At 41.5% G+C, this 18,673-nt stretch carries 13 protein-coding genes, 1 pseudogene and 1 CRISPR repeat array; of the genes and pseudogenes, 5 read left to right on the forward strand and 9 right to left on the reverse strand.

What is annotated here, in order from left to right; genetic code table 11:
- Positions 1–91: 91 nt before the first annotated feature.
- On the forward strand, positions 92–1,216 hold the full coding sequence (locus tag F7734_RS40415; protein ID WP_155750048.1) for an ATP-binding protein: 1,125 nt from the start codon (positions 92–94) through the stop codon (positions 1,214–1,216).
- A gap of 332 nt (positions 1,217–1,548) precedes the next feature.
- Here F7734_RS40415 and F7734_RS40420 read toward each other — a convergent pair whose 3' ends face one another.
- Both F7734_RS40420 and F7734_RS40425 read right to left on the reverse strand, forming a co-directional pair.
- Entirely contained in the window at positions 1,549–2,289 is a 741-nt protein-coding gene (locus F7734_RS40420) for a DUF4058 family protein (RefSeq protein WP_155750049.1), read from the reverse strand.
- Between the two features lie 61 nt (positions 2,290–2,350).
- A complete protein-coding gene (locus F7734_RS40425; protein ID WP_155750050.1) occupies positions 2,351–8,152 on the reverse strand; it encodes an ABC transporter substrate-binding protein in 5,802 nt (1,933 codons plus the stop codon).
- Positions 8,153–8,641: 489 nt separating this feature from the next.
- On the opposite strand from F7734_RS40425, the gene F7734_RS40430 reads away from it, so the two are divergent.
- On the forward strand, positions 8,642–9,592 hold the full coding sequence (locus F7734_RS40430) for a cyclase family protein (RefSeq protein WP_155750051.1): 951 nt from the start codon (positions 8,642–8,644) through the stop codon (positions 9,590–9,592).
- Here F7734_RS40430 and F7734_RS40435 read toward each other — a convergent pair.
- Both F7734_RS40435 and F7734_RS40440 read right to left on the reverse strand, forming a co-directional pair.
- The gene (locus F7734_RS40435) at positions 9,550–9,762 is read right to left on the reverse strand and encodes a hypothetical protein (RefSeq protein ID WP_155750052.1); all 213 of its coding nucleotides are present in this window, start codon (positions 9,760–9,762) and stop codon (positions 9,550–9,552) included. The two genes, F7734_RS40430 and F7734_RS40435, sit on opposite strands and share 43 nt — an antisense overlap.
- Positions 9,755–10,012 (reverse strand): UPF0175 family protein, encoded by a 258-nt coding sequence (locus F7734_RS40440; RefSeq protein ID WP_155750073.1) that lies wholly within the window; start codon positions 10,010–10,012, stop codon positions 9,755–9,757. The genes F7734_RS40435 and F7734_RS40440 overlap by 8 nt, the downstream gene beginning before the upstream one ends.
- Before the next feature lie 373 nt (positions 10,013–10,385).
- Here F7734_RS40440 and cas1 point away from each other — a divergent pair, with 373 nt between their 5' ends.
- From cas1 to F7734_RS40455, 3 genes and pseudogenes are all read left to right on the forward strand, one after another.
- The gene (cas1, locus tag F7734_RS40445) at positions 10,386–11,396 is read left to right on the forward strand and encodes a CRISPR-associated endonuclease Cas1 (protein ID WP_155750053.1); all 1,011 of its coding nucleotides are present in this window, start codon (positions 10,386–10,388) and stop codon (positions 11,394–11,396) included.
- A 9-nt stretch (positions 11,397–11,405) separates the two neighbouring features.
- Complete coding sequence (cas2, locus tag F7734_RS40450; protein WP_347566367.1) at positions 11,406–11,729, forward strand: CRISPR-associated endonuclease Cas2; 324 nt, start codon at positions 11,406–11,408, stop codon at positions 11,727–11,729.
- Between the two features lie 331 nt (positions 11,730–12,060).
- Positions 12,061–13,964: a CRISPR direct-repeat array (repeat unit 37 nt; unit sequence GTTCTAGTCCACACTTACCCCGCAAGGGGACGGAAAC).
- Between the two features lie 464 nt (positions 13,965–14,428).
- A pseudogene (locus F7734_RS40455) lies at positions 14,429–14,628 on the forward strand (type II toxin-antitoxin system HigB family toxin).
- 128 nt (positions 14,629–14,756) lie between these two features.
- Here F7734_RS40455 and F7734_RS40465 read toward each other — a convergent pair.
- The 5 genes from F7734_RS40465 to F7734_RS40490 all read right to left on the reverse strand — a co-directional run bounded on the left by F7734_RS40465 (position 14,757) and on the right by F7734_RS40490 (position 18,590).
- Positions 14,757–15,026: a prevent-host-death protein gene (locus F7734_RS40465; RefSeq protein ID WP_155750055.1), complete on the reverse strand. Its 270-nt coding sequence runs from the start codon at positions 15,024–15,026 to the stop codon at positions 14,757–14,759.
- 443 nt (positions 15,027–15,469) lie between these two features.
- Entirely contained in the window at positions 15,470–16,048 is a 579-nt protein-coding gene (locus tag F7734_RS61125; protein WP_166482456.1) for a hypothetical protein, read from the reverse strand.
- Positions 16,049–17,113, reverse strand: coding sequence for an RAMP superfamily CRISPR-associated protein (locus F7734_RS40480; protein WP_155750056.1), 1,065 nt, complete (start codon positions 17,111–17,113; stop codon positions 16,049–16,051). It abuts the gene before it with no gap.
- A gap of 104 nt (positions 17,114–17,217) precedes the next feature.
- Positions 17,218–17,646, reverse strand: a complete 429-nt coding sequence (locus F7734_RS40485) for a hypothetical protein (RefSeq protein WP_155750057.1) — start codon at positions 17,644–17,646, stop codon at positions 17,218–17,220.
- A complete protein-coding gene (locus F7734_RS40490; RefSeq protein WP_155750058.1) occupies positions 17,643–18,590 on the reverse strand; it encodes an RAMP superfamily CRISPR-associated protein in 948 nt (315 codons plus the stop codon). Before F7734_RS40490 ends, F7734_RS40485 begins: the two co-directional genes overlap by 4 nt.
- Positions 18,591–18,673 lie beyond the last annotated feature (83 nt).

Genomic DNA, 18,673 nt, shown 5'->3' on the forward strand with positions numbered 1-18,673 from the left:
TATGTGTATAATAGACAGAACAAAACAGTGACCACTAACAACTAACAACCAACAACAAACAACCAACAACCAACAACCAACAACTAACCCTATGAATCCAACCAAAATCCTAATTGTTGAAGATGAACAACTCGTTGCTGACGATCTGAGAGAAACACTAGAGTATCTAGGATACATTGTCCCGACTATGGTCGCAACAGGAGAAGAAGCTATTGTCATGGTTGAATCACTGCAACCCGATTTAGTATTAATGGATATTCGACTTGCAGGAGAAATGGACGGAGTAGAAGCTTCCGAACAAATTCAATCTCGTTTTAACGTACCTGTCGTCTATCTTACTGCCAATGCAGATCGAGCCACTTTAGAAAGAGTGAAAGCCACCCAACCGTTTGGATATATTTTAAAACCCTTTGACGAAAGAATATTATCTACTACTATTGAGATTGCTGTATCGCGACATCAAGCAGAATTTGAGGTACAAAAGGCATTGTCCACAGCTCAATCAGATAAACAGGTTGCTCAGTCCCTAACCCAACAGAAATCTCAGTATCTTTATATGGCAGCCCACGAGTTTCGCAATCCCCTAACAACGATTAGGCTTGGTGCGGAAATACTCAAACACTATGGCGACCAAATGACGCAAGAAAGCAAAGAAAGCCAACTCAACCGCATTCAATGTGCTACAGAAGATTTAATGTATTTGTTAGAAGATATATTAACATTAGGACAAGCTGAAACAGGAAAAATTCACTACGAACCAGTTTCTATGGATTTAGTTTCCTTTTGTAGGGAACAAGTAGAAGCTTTGCAAATGACAGTAGGAGAGGAGTACACCATAAAGTATTTGGTCAAAGGTGACAAACGGACTGCTTATCTTGATGAAAAACTCCTCTGGCACTTATTGAATAATTTGCTTTCCAACGCTATTAAATACTCCCCACAAGGTGGTGAAGTATCGCTCACTTTGTACTGGGAAGATGACAACATTTGTTTTGAAGTACGGGACAAAGGAATTGGAATTCCACCAGACGCGCACGCAAATCTGTTTGAACCATTCCAACGAGCTCTTAATGTAGGTAAGATTCCCGGTACGGGATTGGGATTGGCAATTGTGAAGCAGTGTGTTGATATGCACGAGGGTTCAATTAGTTTTGACAGTGCGATCGGTGAAGGTACGACTTTTGTCGTTAAGCTACCAGTTAAAGAAAAAGATTGAGAATAGGTTGAATTCTGTATATTAATAATAAAAAAATTACATTTTTTGACAGATGTTGGGTAAACCCGTGGAGAAACCGAAAAATCCGAAAACACGTAGGTTGGGTTGAGGAACGAAACCCAACATTTACAGACGTTTGTTAGGTAAACCCGTGGAGAAACCTAACCTACAAAAATTCTTATCCCTTGTAATATTGCTTACTCCCTTGCTCTTTGCGTCTTTGCGGTTCTTTTAAATAAGTAGTCTTTAAGGAGATAGAATATTAAATTATACTCAGTATATAATTATAATTGAGATGCATGCGAAGACAGCGCAACTACGAACAAATTATTTTACACACGATCGAATATAATTCGCTGTTCGCGACACGTGCGATCGTAGGTTGCACCCAAATCAACAGGTAAGCAAAGCCCGCCACGCAACCAAAGTGGTAAGGTTGGTAGCGAATCACCAATGTTAAAACTTTCGTGCCAAATATCCAAACTTGGTTGTTCAGAACGTTCTATAACCCGATAAGCAACAGCATACAAAGTTGGTTGGCGGGAAGAACTTGTCCTGTCTCTTGAATCTTCAGGAGAGAGCGAACTTATTTGAGCCATCAATGCATCATGCAAATTGGCATTTCTGGTAGTCACCACATCAATCACGACTAGCCCAATACCTTGTTGAAGGTAAGTTTGACATTTTGCGACAAATGCGTTTTGATGGCTTAATCGATCTTTATTAGCTGGACTCACAAGCTCGATCGCTCCTGCTAAAATTGGTCCTGCTTCTGTGTTAAAAATGCTAATTTCAACGGCTTCACTAGTAGGTTGAAAGGATATGGTTTGTGATGGTGTTGGCGGTTTCCATTGAGGTTGAGTGTCAAGTGGTAAATTAACCTTATCATTTCCCAATTCTTCAAACGTGGCAACATCAATTTCAATGCCAAACTGTACGTTGGGTTCTGCAAAATAGCCCTGTGGAAGGCGCTGGTTTAAATCTGAGGAAATATAGGTCGCCCAAGCATTGTGAAAGGCGTGCCAATGCCGACGTATACTCAGAGGAGGATGGAAGTGATCTAATAGAACCATGTCGTCACGCACTCCTATCCGCTATCCATCCCCTATAGTATAGAGAATTTTTGTGAAGTTTTCACGAATCATTTGGAATTGCAATATATTCATAATTAGATCGCGATCGCCACTGTCGCTCCACAACTTTGACTAATTGACTTTTGTGAGTGCTTTCACCGTTAATAAACCCGATCCTACCGCTAGCCCCATTTGCATAAAAGTTATGCTCTTGGAGCACTTCGGCTACACGTTCACGGGTACTTGTCTTAAAAAGAGCAGCAATCAAGACTTGGGTTGCATCATAAGACATAGCTGTTCGCCAACTGACAGATCCGCGCCAAAGCTGTTGAGCTTGTGAAGTAAATTTTGAACCAGATTTTTCAGATGTTTCTCTGTTCCAAGGAACTGCAAGAACCATGTCTTTGGCATTGTTTGCGCCTATTTCTAAGGTAACAGGTGAATATAAACTATCTCCACCTAAAACGGGAAGTCGTTGTTTTTCGGCGTTGTTCTTCAAAACTTCCATTGCTATGTTGAGTTTTTCTGTATTAGGCAACAAGACTAAGACTTCAGCCCCAGCTTTCAGCAACTCATTGATACTGTTAGCCGCATGAAAATCATTAGATGCAAAATCAAACACGCTTGCTATCTGCTCGGATTTTATAGTCCGTTCAAACTCTGATTTGAAGGAACGACTATAATCACTTTGAGAATTGTAGAATATAGCAACTTTCTTGGTGTTTAATTGATGCTTTTCCATATACTTAGCTAAGGCAGTTACAGCTTCTCGATCGCTAGGAACTGTGCGGAAAAGATAGTTACCAAATCCAAAACGGCTTTTAGTCAGATTCACTGAAGTACTGACTGGAAAAATTACCACAAGTTTGTTATCTTCGTAAACCCTACTTGTTACCTGCTCGACATCACTGGCAAAGTTTCCAACAACACCTAATATCTGAGAATTTTTCACTAACTGTTTCGCAATTTCTCGGGCTACCTTAGGGTTATTTTCATCATCAGCGATTAAAACTTGCAGTTTCACACCATTGATTCCACCAGCGAGGTTAATTTCATTTTGTGCTTGGGCAACTCCTCGCAAAATTTCTAATGCACCATTAACATTGCTTCCTAATGGCACTGAGACAGCGATCGCATAAGATTTTTGCTGACCAATTTCTGCATTATTTTTATAAATTAATGCTTCTGGATCGTTAGGATTCTGATTTAAATACCTCTGCAAAAATTGGGCAGCATCAGTGAATTTGCCATCAATAAAAGCATCTATTCCAGCCACCTTGTCAGGGTGGGGTCGAGTTGGTACAAGATTTTTGTCACCACTGCTGATTTTCACTTTTGCAATGGCTTCTGAAACAGAATTGCAGATATGTTGATTATTTTTACCAAGATCGTCCTTGCGGTAAATTTCGACCAATTGACAACCCCGCGCCAATGCTGTGTTTAAATCAAAGAGTTCTGTGTCCCAGAACAGCGCAGTCCCATCAGGGCTAGCCGAAGCCAGTGTTTTGCCATCAGGACTAAAGCTAACGCCATAGATTGGAGCTGTGTGTCCTTTAAGAACGGTGATTTTTGTACCTGAGGAAGCATGCCAAAGTCTAATAGTTCTGTCACTACTACCAGAAGCTAAGATATCTGAGTTAGGGAGAAAATTCACACTATTAACTCCTTCTCCATGTCCTTTTAGTGTGTCAAGGAACTTACCATCAGGAATACTCCAGAGTTGAACTGTTTTCGCCTCATTCCCTGACGCCAGTATTTTACCGTCGGAACTAAAACTGAGACTATTAACTGGTGCTGACGCAACGAGTGTTTTAATAAGCTGACGCTGTTTTACATCCCAAAGCTGAATGATTTTTGTACTTCCTGAAGCTAATATGTTGCCATCGGGGCTAAAGCTGATGCTCAAAACTTTATTTGTTTGTGGAAGATTTACAAGTAAGTTACCTTCTCGATCCCAAAGCTTGATAGTTTTGTCCTCACTTGCGGAAGCTAATATCTTGCGATCGGGACTGAAACTGAGGCTTTTAACTTTTGTCTGATGCGCCTCCTGTAGTGTGCATTTTTTATTATTCACTAAATTGCAGAGTAAGATATTACCATCAGTATCCCCTGATGCTAGTATCTGACCATCTGGACTAAAGCTGGTGGTAATAAGCTCACTTTTATTTCCTAAGAATTGCCTTAATTTCTTACCATCCAAGTTTCTCCATAAGACTAAATCATTACCAGCCGTTACGACAGTCTTGCTATCAGGGCTAAAGCTAATACTAAACAGTTTTTTGGTGTACTCAGAAAGATTTCTAATATCCTCACTATTAATGCCCCAGAGTTTAATAACAGTGTCAATACCTGCGGAAGCGAGAATTTTGCCATCTGGGCTAATACTGACACTGCGGACAGCACTACTATGTCCAGCTAAAGTTTTTAGTTCTCTGCCATCGTCAACGCGCCAGAATTTGATGGTAGTGTCATCACTTGCTGAAATTAATGTTTTGCCATCAGTGCTAAAGATGGCGCTAAAAACATTAGATTTATGCCCAGTGAGGGTTTTCAGCTTTTTACCCTCTGGAACGTTCCAAAGTACAATTGTCCGATCGGCACTAAAAGAGGCTAACATCTTACCATCGGGACTAAAGCTGACGCCGTAAACGAGCGAGCTATGTTCGGGTAAAGTTTTGAGTAACTTACCTTCCCGACTCCAAATCCATACTTGTCGATCTTCGTTACCTGCTGCAATTATCTTCCCATCAGGGCTAAAGCTGAGTCCATGAAACGAGTATGGTTTTGGGCTACCAGTAGCCTTGTTGTTATCTTTATCTTCTTTTATCGCTTTCAGAATTTGTTGAGAAAGTTCAAGCGTGTTCAAAAACTTCAACTTACCATCGCTAATACTCCAGAGTTTTATAGTTCCGTCCCAACTAGACGAAGCTAGTATCTTCCCATCGGGGCTGAAACTCACACTATATACTTCTGCTGTGTGTGCTTGGGTGCGATCGTCAAGTAACTTGCCGGTGATGCTCCAGAGTTTGATACTTCGATCGTAACTTCCTGAAACGAGCATTTGTCCGTTGGGACTAAAGCTCACACTATTGACAATATTGTTATAACCTGCCAGTGTATTCAGGGTTTCGCCTTTTAAATTCCAAAGTTTAATTGTCGTATCAACACTTGTGGAAGCAACGATCTGCCCATTTGGGCTGAAGGCGAGATTCCGAATAGTATTTTTGTGTCCTAACAAGCGCTTGCGTTCGCGCACCCAGTAGACTGCTTGATGGAGTGCTGTCATTGCCTGCAACTTAGTATCATTCTCTATTCCTATAGGCACTTGCAGCAGTTTGCCAGCTTTGAGACTTTCGTTTAATGCTTCTAACTGCTTATTAGAGTTAAAGGATGCATCGCTCGTAGCCGCCAGTCTTCCCGTATCAGCGTTTCGACTCTGACACCATTGAATAAAAGCAAATCCCGATACCACAGCAAAGGCTGTAGCAATTAAACCTGTTCTTATCCTGCGGTTATTTTTTCGCCTCTGGACGCTACGCTGTACAAACTCGGCTTCTACTACGTTATACCAATTGTTTGGTGAGTGGAGTATTTCTTTAAGAACATCTAAATAGGGGTTGTTATACCATAAAAAATTTGCTTGTTCGTATCTTTGCTGAAGATACTTTAACCAATTGCGGGGATGCGTATTCCAATAAAATTTGTCTGGCTGTTTACTTTTCCATTCCTCTGCCACAGGTGTCAGGCGTCGTTGTAGAATTAAGGTCTCTTCTGTCTCCTGTTTTATCCACTCGCGGAGTCGATCCCATCCCCGCACCAAAGCATCATGAGCTGGTTCGACGTATTCACTTTTTTTCTCATCTTGTCCTTTCACCAAAAGACGCGCTTGTGTAAAAACGTCAATCACCTCATAAACTTTCTCCTTAAACGGCTGTGGATATTCTAGCTCCGTCATAAATACCTTTCTACGAGCCAAATCACCACTTCCTTCCGTCACCATCCGGATCGTTACATATTTGATGATTTGGGCATAGTCTTTGTTTTGATTCACTAACCTACAGTAAATTTCATCCGCTCTTTTGGTAAGGCTACCAGTGACTTTACCTAAGTCTTCATAATCTTTGTGTTTAATGACTCGATTGTATTCCTCATTTTCTTGAACATTTTTATAAAATTTGCGGTAGAGTTCACTTAGAGTAAAAGAAAGTAGTGACAAACCACCAGGCATATCGATCGCTTCATCAATCAACCTATCAACTAAAGAGCTTTCTGATTCTTGTGTTTGTCCCTCAAAAAACAAAGCTATCTTTTCAGCCGGTTCGACAATTACTTCTCGTAATTCTTCCCGTGTCATTGGCGTCACTTCAAAACGCGCTTTTGACAAATCAATTTGGGCATTCTCTTGAATTACGGATTGAAATAGCGATCGCAAAACTGGTTCATAATCGGAACGCAGCGTAACAACAATGCGTAACTGTTCTCCATACTCAATCATTGCCTTATTTAACTGTTTCAAAAACAGCTTTCGCTCGGTTTCGTTACGACATAAAGTCACTACTTCTTCTAATTGATCGATAACTAATAATAATTTTTTCTCTAAATTGACTTGACTCCAATTACCCACTATTTCAGCAAGCCGAGCGGCATTTTCATTGAGCTTTTTACGCTCTAACTGAGTTTTGTTAGCTTTCAAAACAGGATTTTCTATATCATTACATACCCTTGCCAAAGCAGTTAAGGGAGCTTCTCCCGGACGAATTGGATCTAAAATCAAGAATTCCGGCTGAGTAGAAACTTCTAATTCTGGTAAAATTCCTGCTTTGACTAAGCTAGATTTTCCCGAGCCAGAAGTTCCTAATACTACACTTAGTGTTTCTTCTTTTATCTTTTGGAGAAGTTTTTTAATTAATTTTTTTCTTCCAAAAAACTTCTCCTTATCTTCTTTTTCAAAAGATAACAAACCTTTGTATGGATACCTTGGATCTTTTTCATCAGGGAGAGGAGCTTTTTTTAACGTGTTAGTTGCATTCAACCCTGGTGTCACAAATATGTATTTCCCAAAATCATGTTTTTTCAGCTGACTATATCCGGGTGTTTGTCCAGCTTGCAAATCTAGAAATTTATTTTCTATATATTGAATAATTTCAGTAATAGTAATGATACCATCATTATTAATATCTGCATTATTTTCATTTTTTGGGTTTATAGCCTCAAATAAGGTTTGAGCAAAAGGAGAGTGTCGATCGCCGTCTCCTCGTTCCCCAAAACCATACAAAATATCTGCTGCAGTTTCGTTATAAGCAGAAGAAGTTATGACTTCTTGGGCATAACCTGCAATGTAGCGATTATACCGCTCTAGGTACATTTCTTCTTGTGGTAGTTGTGCTTGTCTGACAACCCAACGAAAGCTTCCAGCGAAGCAGCAATCCAAGATAATTAATAAGTGACGACAACCAAGTTTAACTAAAGCATCGTGAAGTCGCCGCATGGGTAGCAAGCTGTTGTTATCACCGTTCATCGCATCTTGCGGGTAGATAAAGCCCTGGGGACCATCGTCTTTTTCATTACCTTTAATAGTGACACCATGTCCGGCAAAGTAAAATAAAATACGGTCATCAGGTTCTACGCTTTTATTGCCATCAGAGAAAGGAATAGTTTGATTTTCAAAAGCTGTCAGTAGATTGTCGAGGGTTTTACGAGTCGCTTGTTCATCTAATAGTTGTAAAACCTCGTATTCATATCTGTCTTTTAAAATTTTGGTCAATTCACAAGTATCATTAACAGCAGTTTTCAGTTTCCAATGAGGTACTTTGTACTCATTGATACCAATTATGACCGCGTAGCTGTTTTTGATTGTATCCATACAATATGTACCGAGCCATACTTAAAGGAGGGTGAAAACGATCCAATAGCACCATGTCGTCACGCACTCCTATACTGCTATCTTTCCCCTTCAGAATAGAGAATTTTTACAAACAATTCTCGTATTATACCATATTATCAAATGATGGTTACATAATGTTTTAGCAATACTAAATAAGTTGTAAAAAAATGCACCAAAGTGCTAAAGCCGTCCCCCCTTAGTAAGGCTACGGTGTACACACAAGTTGGTTTTACCCCACCCTAACCCTCCCCTTGGAAAGGGGAGGGAACTAGAAATTCAATTTCCCCCCAATCCATCGGGGGGATTAAGGGGGGTAAATTTAACGCTAAAACCTTTGTTTGTGAACTATTTCAGACTTCTGTGTACACCGTAGCTTAGTAAGGGGGGATGAAAGGGGGGTCACAACAATTTCAAATTCTCACAAATGATTTAGGATTGCTATTGTTATGTTAAAACAATAAAAAGACGATGAAAAAAACATTTTTAACCATTTTCGCTATTGTTGCTGTACTTGTGTCTTTAATATCTGTTCCAATTCATCAAGCTACATCTCAAACACCAACGCTTTGGAACATTTATAAAAATACTCTAAAGACTGCGAAATATGTCGATCTCACTCACGCATTTAATCCAACTATCCCTGTATGGTCTGGCTTTAAGGGGGCTAGGTTTAAACCAAGTGTAGCTGGGACAAATATACCAAACTACAGCCAAGCAGGACAGGAGTATACTTACAAAACGCATGGGTTTATTGCTACTGCATACGAATTTCCTACTGACCAATATGGAACGCAACTCGACCCCCCTGCTCACTGGAATGAGTATGGTGCAACTATCAGCGATCTCCCCCCTACCTATGCAGTTAGACCGTTGGTTATCATCGATATCCATAAAAAAGTGGAAGTAGAACCGGGCTATCATGCAACTGTTGAGGATATTCTTGCTTGGGAAAAAAAATATGGCACTATCCCGGAGGGTTCAGTGGTGATGATTCGTTCCGACTGGTATAAAAAGTGGTCTGATGTTGCACGATTCAATCAAAAGCCCTTTCCTGGAATCACTTTGGATGCTCTCAAGTTTTTGCACCTCAAGCGCAACATTTTATTTCACGGTCACGAACCTTTAGATACGGACACAACACCAACTTTAGAAGGGGAAGCTTGGTTGCTACGCAATCACTATACTCAAGCCGAAGGGGTTGCTAATCTCGATCGCGTACCGGAAACTGGTGCTCTGGTTGCTATCGGTTTTGCCAAACCAGAGGGAGGTACAGGGGGATTTGCTCGTTATATTGCTATTTGTCCATCTAATTGGTCTTATGGTGTATCGATCGCTGAAGCTCCTGGTGCTCCTTTGCTAAAACAACCCTATCGGCTTCAGCGCGATGCTAATGGAGTTCTCAAACCAACTCGGTCATAAGTAAGTCGCGGTAATTGTCGTGATGCCATATCAGTTTTTCCTGCTTCGACAATTTCATCCCAAATACCTGATGGAATGATAATTTCAGTAAACGTTTGTGGTAGCAAGTAGGCAAGCTGACTTTTAAATAAGACAATTAAGGGAGAAGTATTAATAACAACTTTATTCATCGAAAGAAGCAATTTCTTCAGCTAATTCTTGAGGAGTATATTGAAAGGTGGATACTTTATATAGAACGAGGACATTTATAAATTGTGCTCGATTTAAACCAGCGATTTCTGCTGCTTTTCCTTGCGAAATTTCTCCGATTTCGTACCATTTGACAGCAGCAGCTATCCTCATTTGTTTAGCAAATTCATCAGGATCTTTTCTGAGAGCAGAAAAAACGCTTTCTGGAAATTCCATAGATACAGTTTTCATGGTGGGGTCATTTTTGTTCGTTCCTGAATTGATTATATAAGTTATTTCAGACAACATAACCAAATTGAAAACTAGTGTAGATAATTACTTTACCGTCTTTTCGTGAAGTAACGCTTTGTAAAAAAGTATTAATCGCTTAACTGGTGGCTAAGTATTTTCTTCAATGCAACCTGATGTACGAATGCCATCGGTTTTGCTAAATCCAAGATAGATTTTAGTATTATAGATGACTCAGTGTATGGGAGAGTTGTTTAACGAAAAGCGATCGCACTATCGCCACCCATACAACTAAGAGTAGTGGAAAATGCAATTTCCACCCATATGCGAATAATAGGAGCAAATCGAAATTTAGAAAAATAAACATCTCCCATCTATGACCACACTTTACCTAACCGAACCGGGAACTATTGTTCGCTATCATAACGAGTCGCTGGTAGTTATCAAAAAGCAACAAACGCAAAAGAGCCGTTTAGCTGAATTAAGTTTAGTTGTGATTTTACCAGGCGTACAGCTAACGGATGTCGTTACTGCTCAATTACTAGACCGGGGTATCGAAACAATTTTTCTCCGCCAAGATGGTCAATTTCGCGGACGGCTGCAAGGACATTTTGCTACCAACCCCATGATTCGCATTGCTCAATACCGTATCCTCGAAAGCACTTTTAGTATGGCATTAGCGCAAAAACTAGTTATGGGGAAAGTCCGCAACCAACGGGTATTGCTACAACGTTGTAACCGTGCAACCCAAAGACAATTCGCTGAACTGACAGAAGCAATTGATTTAATCGCCACTTATTCTTCTGTCTTAACCCAGACTTCCACACCACTGGATCGTAGCGAGTTGATGGGGATTGAAGGAATTTGTGCTCGTACCTATTATCAAGCATTGCAGCACTGGTTTCACCCAAAATGGAATTTTAGCGGACGAAATCGCCGTCCACCTCTCGACCCGATAAATGCTCTGATGAGTTGGGGGTATGGAGTATTATTGGCGCGGGTGTTTTCCGCTTGCTTACAAGCAGGGCTTGACCCTTACTTGGGTTTTTTCCACGCTACAGAACCTTATCGTCCTAATTTAGTCCTGGATGTGATGGAGGAATTTAGACCTGTAGTCGTTGACCAAACTGTCATTGCGATCGCGCAATCGGAAGCACTGACACTAGAAGACTTTCAAGCCTCTCCTGATGGTACGGGGGTGTGGTTGGGAGACATGGCAAAAAGGCTACTTTTACTTGAACTAGAAAAGCAGTTTCGCAACACAGTCTTGTACCCACCGCAAAATCGCCGTTTGAGCCTGAGTCAAATTATTTTAGAACAAGCTCGGAGTTTAGGACGTTGTTTGCTGGAATTCAGCTTGAACTACGAACCATTCACAATTAAGTAAAAAGCAGTTGTGCGTCTACTACCTCTAGCCCTTTACGTTGACAAACACATGGCAAAACTGTGGTTAGTATGTTACGACGTAGCTGATGATAAACGTCGTACAAAATTGGCAAAGTTAATAGAACAAAGTTGCCAACGCGTGCAATATTCTGTTTTTGAATGTCCTTTAGAAGACAACACCTTGGCTTACCATCTCCAAAAGCGTTGGCTACCAATACTCAAGCTGAGTGAAGACAATCTCAGAATTTATCCACTGGATGCCACTGCAAAACAACAGACGCGGGTGTATGGCAGTGAACCACCTTACGAACCGCCTGATTGTGTAATTGTGTAAACACCTTTTTACAAGGAAAAGAGCAGTGTAAAGGCTGAAATAGTCTTTACACAAGCTTATCGAGAATTGTAAAGGAATGTAAATCTGGCAATGAAAACGACGCAGCAAGATTCAGGGAGTCTTGAAAAGCAATATTTTGTAAGCAAGAGATAATTAGATTTTTCTGGGTTGACTTCTTGGAGTTTTGCGGTAATATTAAATATAGGGCTAATATTTAGCGTCAAATGATTTTAAAAATCTGTACTGAGCAGTTAAATAACGTGACTCTTTGCGTACCTTGGCGCAACTGCACCTTGAAAACAAAATACAGTAAGAGTTTCCAAGGGCTAGGGTTCTAGTCCACACTTACCCCGCAAGGGGACGGAAACATAATTATATTTTAGCTCACCGCTAATACCAAAATCACTTGGTTCTAGTCCACACTTACCCCGCAAGGGGACGGAAACCCTGTGGATTTACCTGGTCTGGAAGAAGCGTAGCACTCCAAGAGTTCTAGTCCACACTTACCCCGCAAGGGGACGGAAACAACTAACTCTTTCTCATATTTGGCCATTTTTCTTCCCAGAGTTCTAGTCCACACTTACCCCGCAAGGGGACGGAAACCCTACTCCGCCTGTTGCTGAACCAATCTCTAGTCCGCGTTCTAGTCCACACTTACCCCGCAAGGGGACGGAAACCTAGCGGTTTTCAAAACGCTAAGAAGCGTTTGATCCACTGAGTTCTAGTCCACACTTACCCCGCAAGGGGACGGAAACGCTTGACTACCGTCTCCAGGAACGGCTCTAGCAGCGATGCCAGTTCTAGTCCACACTTACCCCGCAAGGGGACGGAAACTCCAGTTACAGCTTCAAACTGAAAGCGGGGTTAAATACCCCGCGTTCTAGTCCACACTTACCCCGCAAGGGGACGGAAACACTCCTGGTTCCTACTCGGAACTTTCTGGCTTTCTCGGTTCTAGTCCACACTTACCCCGCAAGGGGACGGAAACCCCCATTTTACTATAGAACCTATGCTGATGCCTAACACATAGGCGTTCTAGTCCACACTTACCCCGCAAGGGGACGGAAACTTTGTGCCTCAATTTTGTTGGCCTTTTCATTTATTTCTTCGTTCTAGTCCACACTTACCCCGCAAGGGGACGGAAACCCGTGCGAGGGTAAGTTTTTAATATTAACATTTTTAAGTTCTAGTCCACACTTACCCCGCAAGGGGACGGAAACTCCTTCGCCGCGTTCAGACGAGTTAGAGTTCCTTTGTGAGAGGTTCTAGTCCACACTTACCCCGCAAGGGGACGGAAACACTTTGTTGCCAACACCAATGTCTATTATCCGACCTTCTGTTCTAGTCCACACTTACCCCGCAAGGGGACGGAAACCTTCCAATAAACCATCACTGTAGTGAAGATCTCTTCGATACTCGTTCTAGTCCACACTTACCCCGCAAGGGGACGGAAACGAAGAGTTTCTCAAGAGTCAGAAACAAGAACTAATCCAAAGTTCTAGTCCACACTTACCCCGCAAGGGGACGGAAACTTCAAGCTGTTCACAAACTTTCTCTCCAAAAAATCAATTAGTTCTAGTCCACACTTACCCCGCAAGGGGACGGAAACCCTAAATCCTCTTGCTCTTCTTCAAAAAGCTGTGAGTAGAATAGGTTCTAGTCCACACTTACCCCGCAAGGGGACGGAAACAATTAGGGCAGCAGTGGTTAGAGCAGCCTTAAATTTGTTTAGCGTTCTAGTCCACACTTACCCCGCAAGGGGACGGAAACAAAGGATTTGCAAGAATTAGGTTAATTGTTTCTTGGGAAAGTTCTAGTCCACACTTACCCCGCAAGGGGACGGAAACTCGAGGTCGGAAACCGCTTCAAGAAGTAAAGCTCCAGAGCTCGCAAGTTCTAGTCCACACTTACCCCGCAAGGGGACGGAAACTCAGTTTTATAAAAACACACGGGTACGCCTTATGGTTGTTCTAGTCCACACTTACCCCGCAAGGGGACGGAAACGAGAAAGCTCTCCCGGCTCATCTACAACTTCAATGATTGGTTCTAGTCCACACTTACCCCGCAAGGGGACGGAAACATCTAATACCAGTTCCCTATCTGAAGTGATGTGGCCGTAGTTCTAGTCCACACTTACCCCGCAAGGGGACGGAAACAGAAATATCCAAATCCTACCCCAATTAATAATCCTCCAAACAGTTCTAGTCCACACTTACCCCGCAAGGGGACAGAAACAACAGGTTTTGCCGCCAGATCGATCGGGAGTCAATTGTACATTTAAAAAAAAGTTCTATAGTTTTAAAAAAAGACCTTTAGTTTAAAAAAAAGTGTTTTAGTAACTGGCATAGACAAAAAGGGCAAACAGTGACAGCCTCTGTTAGCACAGCCAAACTCTTGTGTAACACTAAAGAACTTTTGGTTCTTGCGTAATTAGCGTGCTAAATTTTTTGAAAAATAAGCTTGAAATCTTTATGGGGCTTCTATTACAGCCATTATTGACTGCAATGAACGTATTCGGGTTGAAATGCCCGACTATAAGTGCCTGTAAGCCTTGATTTTAAAGGAAAGTTATCGACTGTAATCATAAAGTACGCACGCGCTTTGTACGACAGAACCGATTTTTCTGCAACTAACTGCTTTAAGATTGCTATTGACATGAATAACAAACAACAAACGCTCTAGCTCAGTGGTATCGATTGATGAAGCAAAGTAAGTTTGCCTCATTTGTGGAACTCTGTGAAATGTTTCCATCAGCAGATCGAGTTGGTAAATTGCTGTTTTTAACATTGGCGGCAATAAAGTTCGACTTATTGCTGCAATTCACTACAACCGCCAAAAAATATACATCTGTACTGTGTTAACGCATCCAGAATACGACAAAGGAGATTGGAAAGAGTAATGCAAAGTTTCAACCTCGATCGAACTATCACTGCTTGGTCATCCATTGCCGAAAATGTCTTTGTTCCTCACACTGAGGAGGAATATGAACGCCTAGTTGAGATGCTCGATCGCCTCATGGTCATGGCGCTAATCGATCAATGGATTGAACCGATCTTGCCGAGGAGGAATTTCCAAGGTGTAGTCTTCCTCTACACAGATCTGACGCAATTCGGCGAAGGCATCAGCTAGGGAGCGTTTATGATGTTGGTCTTTCCATTCCAGGAATTCTTGGAATAGTTCTGGCTCTACTACAGCAGCAACGAGTTGCTCCCGATCGTAAATTAGTTGAGGTTCTTCAGTAGCATTGCCGATCAGTTGGGAGAACTGCTGTTGGGCTTGCTCAATTTTCCAGTTCATTGGGTTTTACTTACGATTGAACGTTGCATCTGCTAGGACTTCTACTCAAATTCTAAATACTAAGCGATCGCTATAAGTTGCTCGCCTCCTAAAACAGGAATGTTGAATTCCTGTCCGTCTATACGTACCTTTCCCCGATAAATATTAAATCGTGCTTCCCCCTGTGCTGTTCGCATCAATTGTCATTTGGTTTATTTATATTTTCTTGTTCTGAAATCAATGTTCTCAAAAAAAGTTTTACGGTGCTTGTAACAAACGCTTGTCTTTCTTTAAGTTGAGTATGTAGCAAATGCATTAAGCACTTGGCTCCTCATCTAAGTAGGTGGGCGGAAAAAACACAACTATGTTACCAAAATTTTCTTTTTTAGCCTTTTGGCTTCGTCCAAGGTAGCAGCTGTATGCACCAGGTAAGCAGTTCCGCCCTCGACACCTAAATTTTGGGCTTAATCTATTAACAGTAGCTTTTTCGGTCTGCCATCGTCTCGCACTTCTAAGATTTGTACTTTTACAACTTGTCCTACAGACAGGAAATTAGCTTTTTTATGCTCTTTTTGTGTTAATGATATTGAATTAGAAAGCTTGTATGTCACTTCTACATTTTTTTTATTAGCGATCGCTGCTTCTACAATATCACCCTGTTTAAATTTTTGAGATGTCTCGACTTCAACAAAATCAGTTGACCCTCCCGATTTGTAATACCGCATCATTCGGGTAACCCAACCCAAGATTTGCAGCATGGCTGGGACATCGTTTTGATACTTGAATAAATGTTGCTTGCAGGCTTTCTCAATACTTCGATAATACTCTGGAGTTTTGCCACTATGCCCTACGGATTTTCCATTCTTCACTAAAATACTAAGATATTGAAAAAAGTTCTTTCCTGCATTCTCTACATGCCCGTAAGCCCGGAGATAGGCGATAATTTTGCCAACTTCATTGACGTCTGTCTGCTCGTTTGATAACATTTGAGCCATGGCATAAACAGTGTTCCATTGGTCTTCTGTGATTTCTGTTGCTAGCATTTAATACATTCCTTCTGGTGGTTCTCTATCGGTGGGAAATTGCAAGACTTCTCTGATTTGTTGCATTTGTTGCGCTCGCACAAGGGTTTTGTGTGCTGCGGCTATTGCTTGTTTGAGAAACTCCTGCAATTTGTTACCCGTCAAAGTTTCCAATTCTTGTTCGTAAGAGCAATAGCGTTTTTTCAAATCTTGTTGGTTTTGCAGTAACGCCAATTCTTGAATATTTTCCACCACCATTGTCCCCATCCCAATGGGCTTACCTCCTCCCACTTTCAAGGCAATTGCATTATTTTTATCTTGCCCCAACACAATCAATAAAGTTCCCAACTCAGCTAAAGTCAAATTCATAAAATATAACTGAGTCGTAAAAATAAACTCGCTTCCCGCCTGCTGAACGGCAATTCCTTTTTGTGAGCCTTTATCAACAGCTTTGATGGTATGATAATAAAACTTCCGTCCCGCCACTTTCCCTCTTAAGTAGTAAGCTGCACGTTTGGAGCGAGGTGCGTACAAAGAAGGTATAAATCCTACACTAGATTTCCTTTCAGTCGTAACAGCATCGGGAAAGCGAATCAATCCTTGCCAACCCATAGCACCAAAGACTTGACAAGCAGGACACAGTGTGTTTTTGTTTCGACATTCACTGTATCCGTCAGGAATTTTTGTTCTGTCTACTGTAGTTTTGCACAAGCAACTTGCAGTGATAGCTTCATAAATGGAACGCACAACTCCTTTTAAGGAACTCCCTGGAATCAGCAGTCCTTGGTTTCGCAAAACAGAGGTTTTGATTAAAGGAATATTGCGGGTTTGATTGGATATATCGCTACCCATTGCCACTACCCCAGAAGCAACAAAGGCAGTGGTTTTGACTGTTAAGCGTAAGGAAATTTTACCACTAATGCGATCGCTTTTAAACCGTTCTTGCCCAACAGGTGCATGGCGTTGAGGTGCGACATCTGGCAGAGAAATCAATTCATAAGGTTTAGAAACAGAATCGTTAACTGGTAAACTAGGTCCGTTGGGTGGTTGCTGGCACGGGCGTTGTATAGGTTTATCAGTTCTCATGATTATACCAATTTGAAAAAAGAATACGACAGATAGTTAGGTGACATTAATTCCAAGCAAAGCATTTTCAATCCAAAATCCAAAATTCAAAATCCAAAATTGTATTACTGACTCACAGTGAGAGCTACAAAACGTACAGTTGCTGTATCCTTATCCATAAAGTACCGTTGACCAATTTTGATATCTTGATGAGAGAATCCTTTAGGGAACCTAGTTTCGGTTTCTCGATAGAAATGGGCTTGACGCTCAACAATTTGCCAACTGCTACCAATTGGCTTAAATCCCAGTTGTACATCAGGTTCATCTTGACTCAGTAGCAAAACTTCATAGCCTAAATCTCCTTGTCGCCAACGCAATTCCATTTTGCTGTTAAACATTTGTCCTTCCGGGCTAAATTCTTTTAACTCAGGTAAAATCCCGCTCACTTTATCCACCCAACGCAGAAAGTAGTAACTAGGTTCGGATAGTTTTTCCAACAGTTTTTTGAGTTCATCTTGGGATGAGATTTGCTTAACTCCTACAAAAGGTTTCATGCTGCTTTTACCTCCAACAACTTGCACCAAGATTTCACAGATCTTCTAAACAAATCCCGTACTTGTTCGGTACCGTTCCAAAGCATTTCCACACCAAAACCTAACTCCATAGGTTGAGCACCGACTGGTGTGTCTTGGGTATCATTGGCGGGAAAACCGTAGAGTTTGGCTTCCTCTTGTGAGAGAAAAACACCAGCCCCCAATAATTGAGTCCGATTCCATTGTTGTTTGGTGCCAATTTGGAGAATTTTTTGATTTTCTAGAATGCAACCGGGATATTGGACAACGGCTGATTTCAATTGGACGGTAACCAATCCCATACCGCGAGACTTAGCAAAACCCAAACCAAACCAACCGTCATTTAAATCTCGCAGCACTAAACCAATTAAACCGAGTTGTGCTAAAGAAAAGTTTTTGAGATGAATTTTCGTGTTAAATTCTCCTTCCGTACACACTTGATAGTTAAACGGTCCCACCGCAACAGAACCAAAGACTCTATCGATCGCCACACCGTTACGTTCTTCAATTTTTAATGCTGTGGATTTGTCGGGGTAAGCATCTTCAACTCTTACCCTGCTGGCTATGGATGTATTGCCAAACATTTGGTCAGTGAAAGAAGAAAGACGGTAAATTTCTGGTGGAGTGCGATCGCTTAAGTATTTATAATCGTCTTTTAAGGGGTCATTTGCCCAAACTTCATTGGGGTTATTGGGACGGCTGGTTTTTCCAACTGTTCTGACAATTCTCTCGGCGTGGGCGCGGATAGCTCCTTTAAGGGAACTTCCGGGTAAATATATGGAACTTCCTCCTGCGTGATAGGTTTCTACAAATTCCATGTCTGGTTTTGTCGGATCGGCTCCTTCTTTACCGGATTTAATTAATATCGGGCCGTCGGGATGTATACTGAGGGTGATGGTGCAATGGTTGACGAATCGTTTGTGCATGGTTTTTGGTTGGGTGGAATATGTTTAAGAGTTTGGGAACCGCAGATGAACGCGGATGGACGCAGATGGTTTTTTGCTGACTC

The sequence above is a fragment of the Scytonema sp. UIC 10036 genome, from assembly GCF_009725235.1.

Bases quoted from the DNA above. Each gene is read 5' to 3' on its own strand.
- F7734_RS40485 (WP_155750057.1), bottom strand. From the start codon at position 17,646: ATGAAACCTTTTGTAGGAGTTAAGCAAATCTCATCCCAAGATGAACTC.
- F7734_RS40480 (WP_155750056.1), bottom strand. From the start codon at position 17,113: ATGAGAACTGATAAACCTATACAACGCCCGTGCCAGCAACCACCCAAC.
- cas1 (WP_155750053.1), top strand. From the start codon at position 10,386: ATGACCACACTTTACCTAACCGAACCGGGAACTATTGTTCGCTATCAT.
- F7734_RS40430 (WP_155750051.1), top strand. From the start codon at position 8,642: ATGAAAAAAACATTTTTAACCATTTTCGCTATTGTTGCTGTACTTGTG.
- F7734_RS40490 (WP_155750058.1), bottom strand. From the start codon at position 18,590: ATGCACAAACGATTCGTCAACCATTGCACCATCACCCTCAGTATACAT.
- F7734_RS40420 (WP_155750049.1), bottom strand. From the start codon at position 2,289: ATGGTTCTATTAGATCACTTCCATCCTCCTCTGAGTATACGTCGGCAT.
- F7734_RS40465 (WP_155750055.1), bottom strand. From the start codon at position 15,026: ATGAACTGGAAAATTGAGCAAGCCCAACAGCAGTTCTCCCAACTGATC.
- F7734_RS40435 (WP_155750052.1), bottom strand. From the start codon at position 9,762: ATGAATAAAGTTGTTATTAATACTTCTCCCTTAATTGTCTTATTTAAA.
- F7734_RS40440 (WP_155750073.1), bottom strand. From the start codon at position 10,012: ATGAAAACTGTATCTATGGAATTTCCAGAAAGCGTTTTTTCTGCTCTC.
- F7734_RS40425 (WP_155750050.1), bottom strand. From the start codon at position 8,152: ATGGATACAATCAAAAACAGCTACGCGGTCATAATTGGTATCAATGAG.
- F7734_RS40415 (WP_155750048.1), top strand. From the start codon at position 92: ATGAATCCAACCAAAATCCTAATTGTTGAAGATGAACAACTCGTTGCT.
- F7734_RS61125 (WP_166482456.1), bottom strand. From the start codon at position 16,048: ATGCTAGCAACAGAAATCACAGAAGACCAATGGAACACTGTTTATGCC.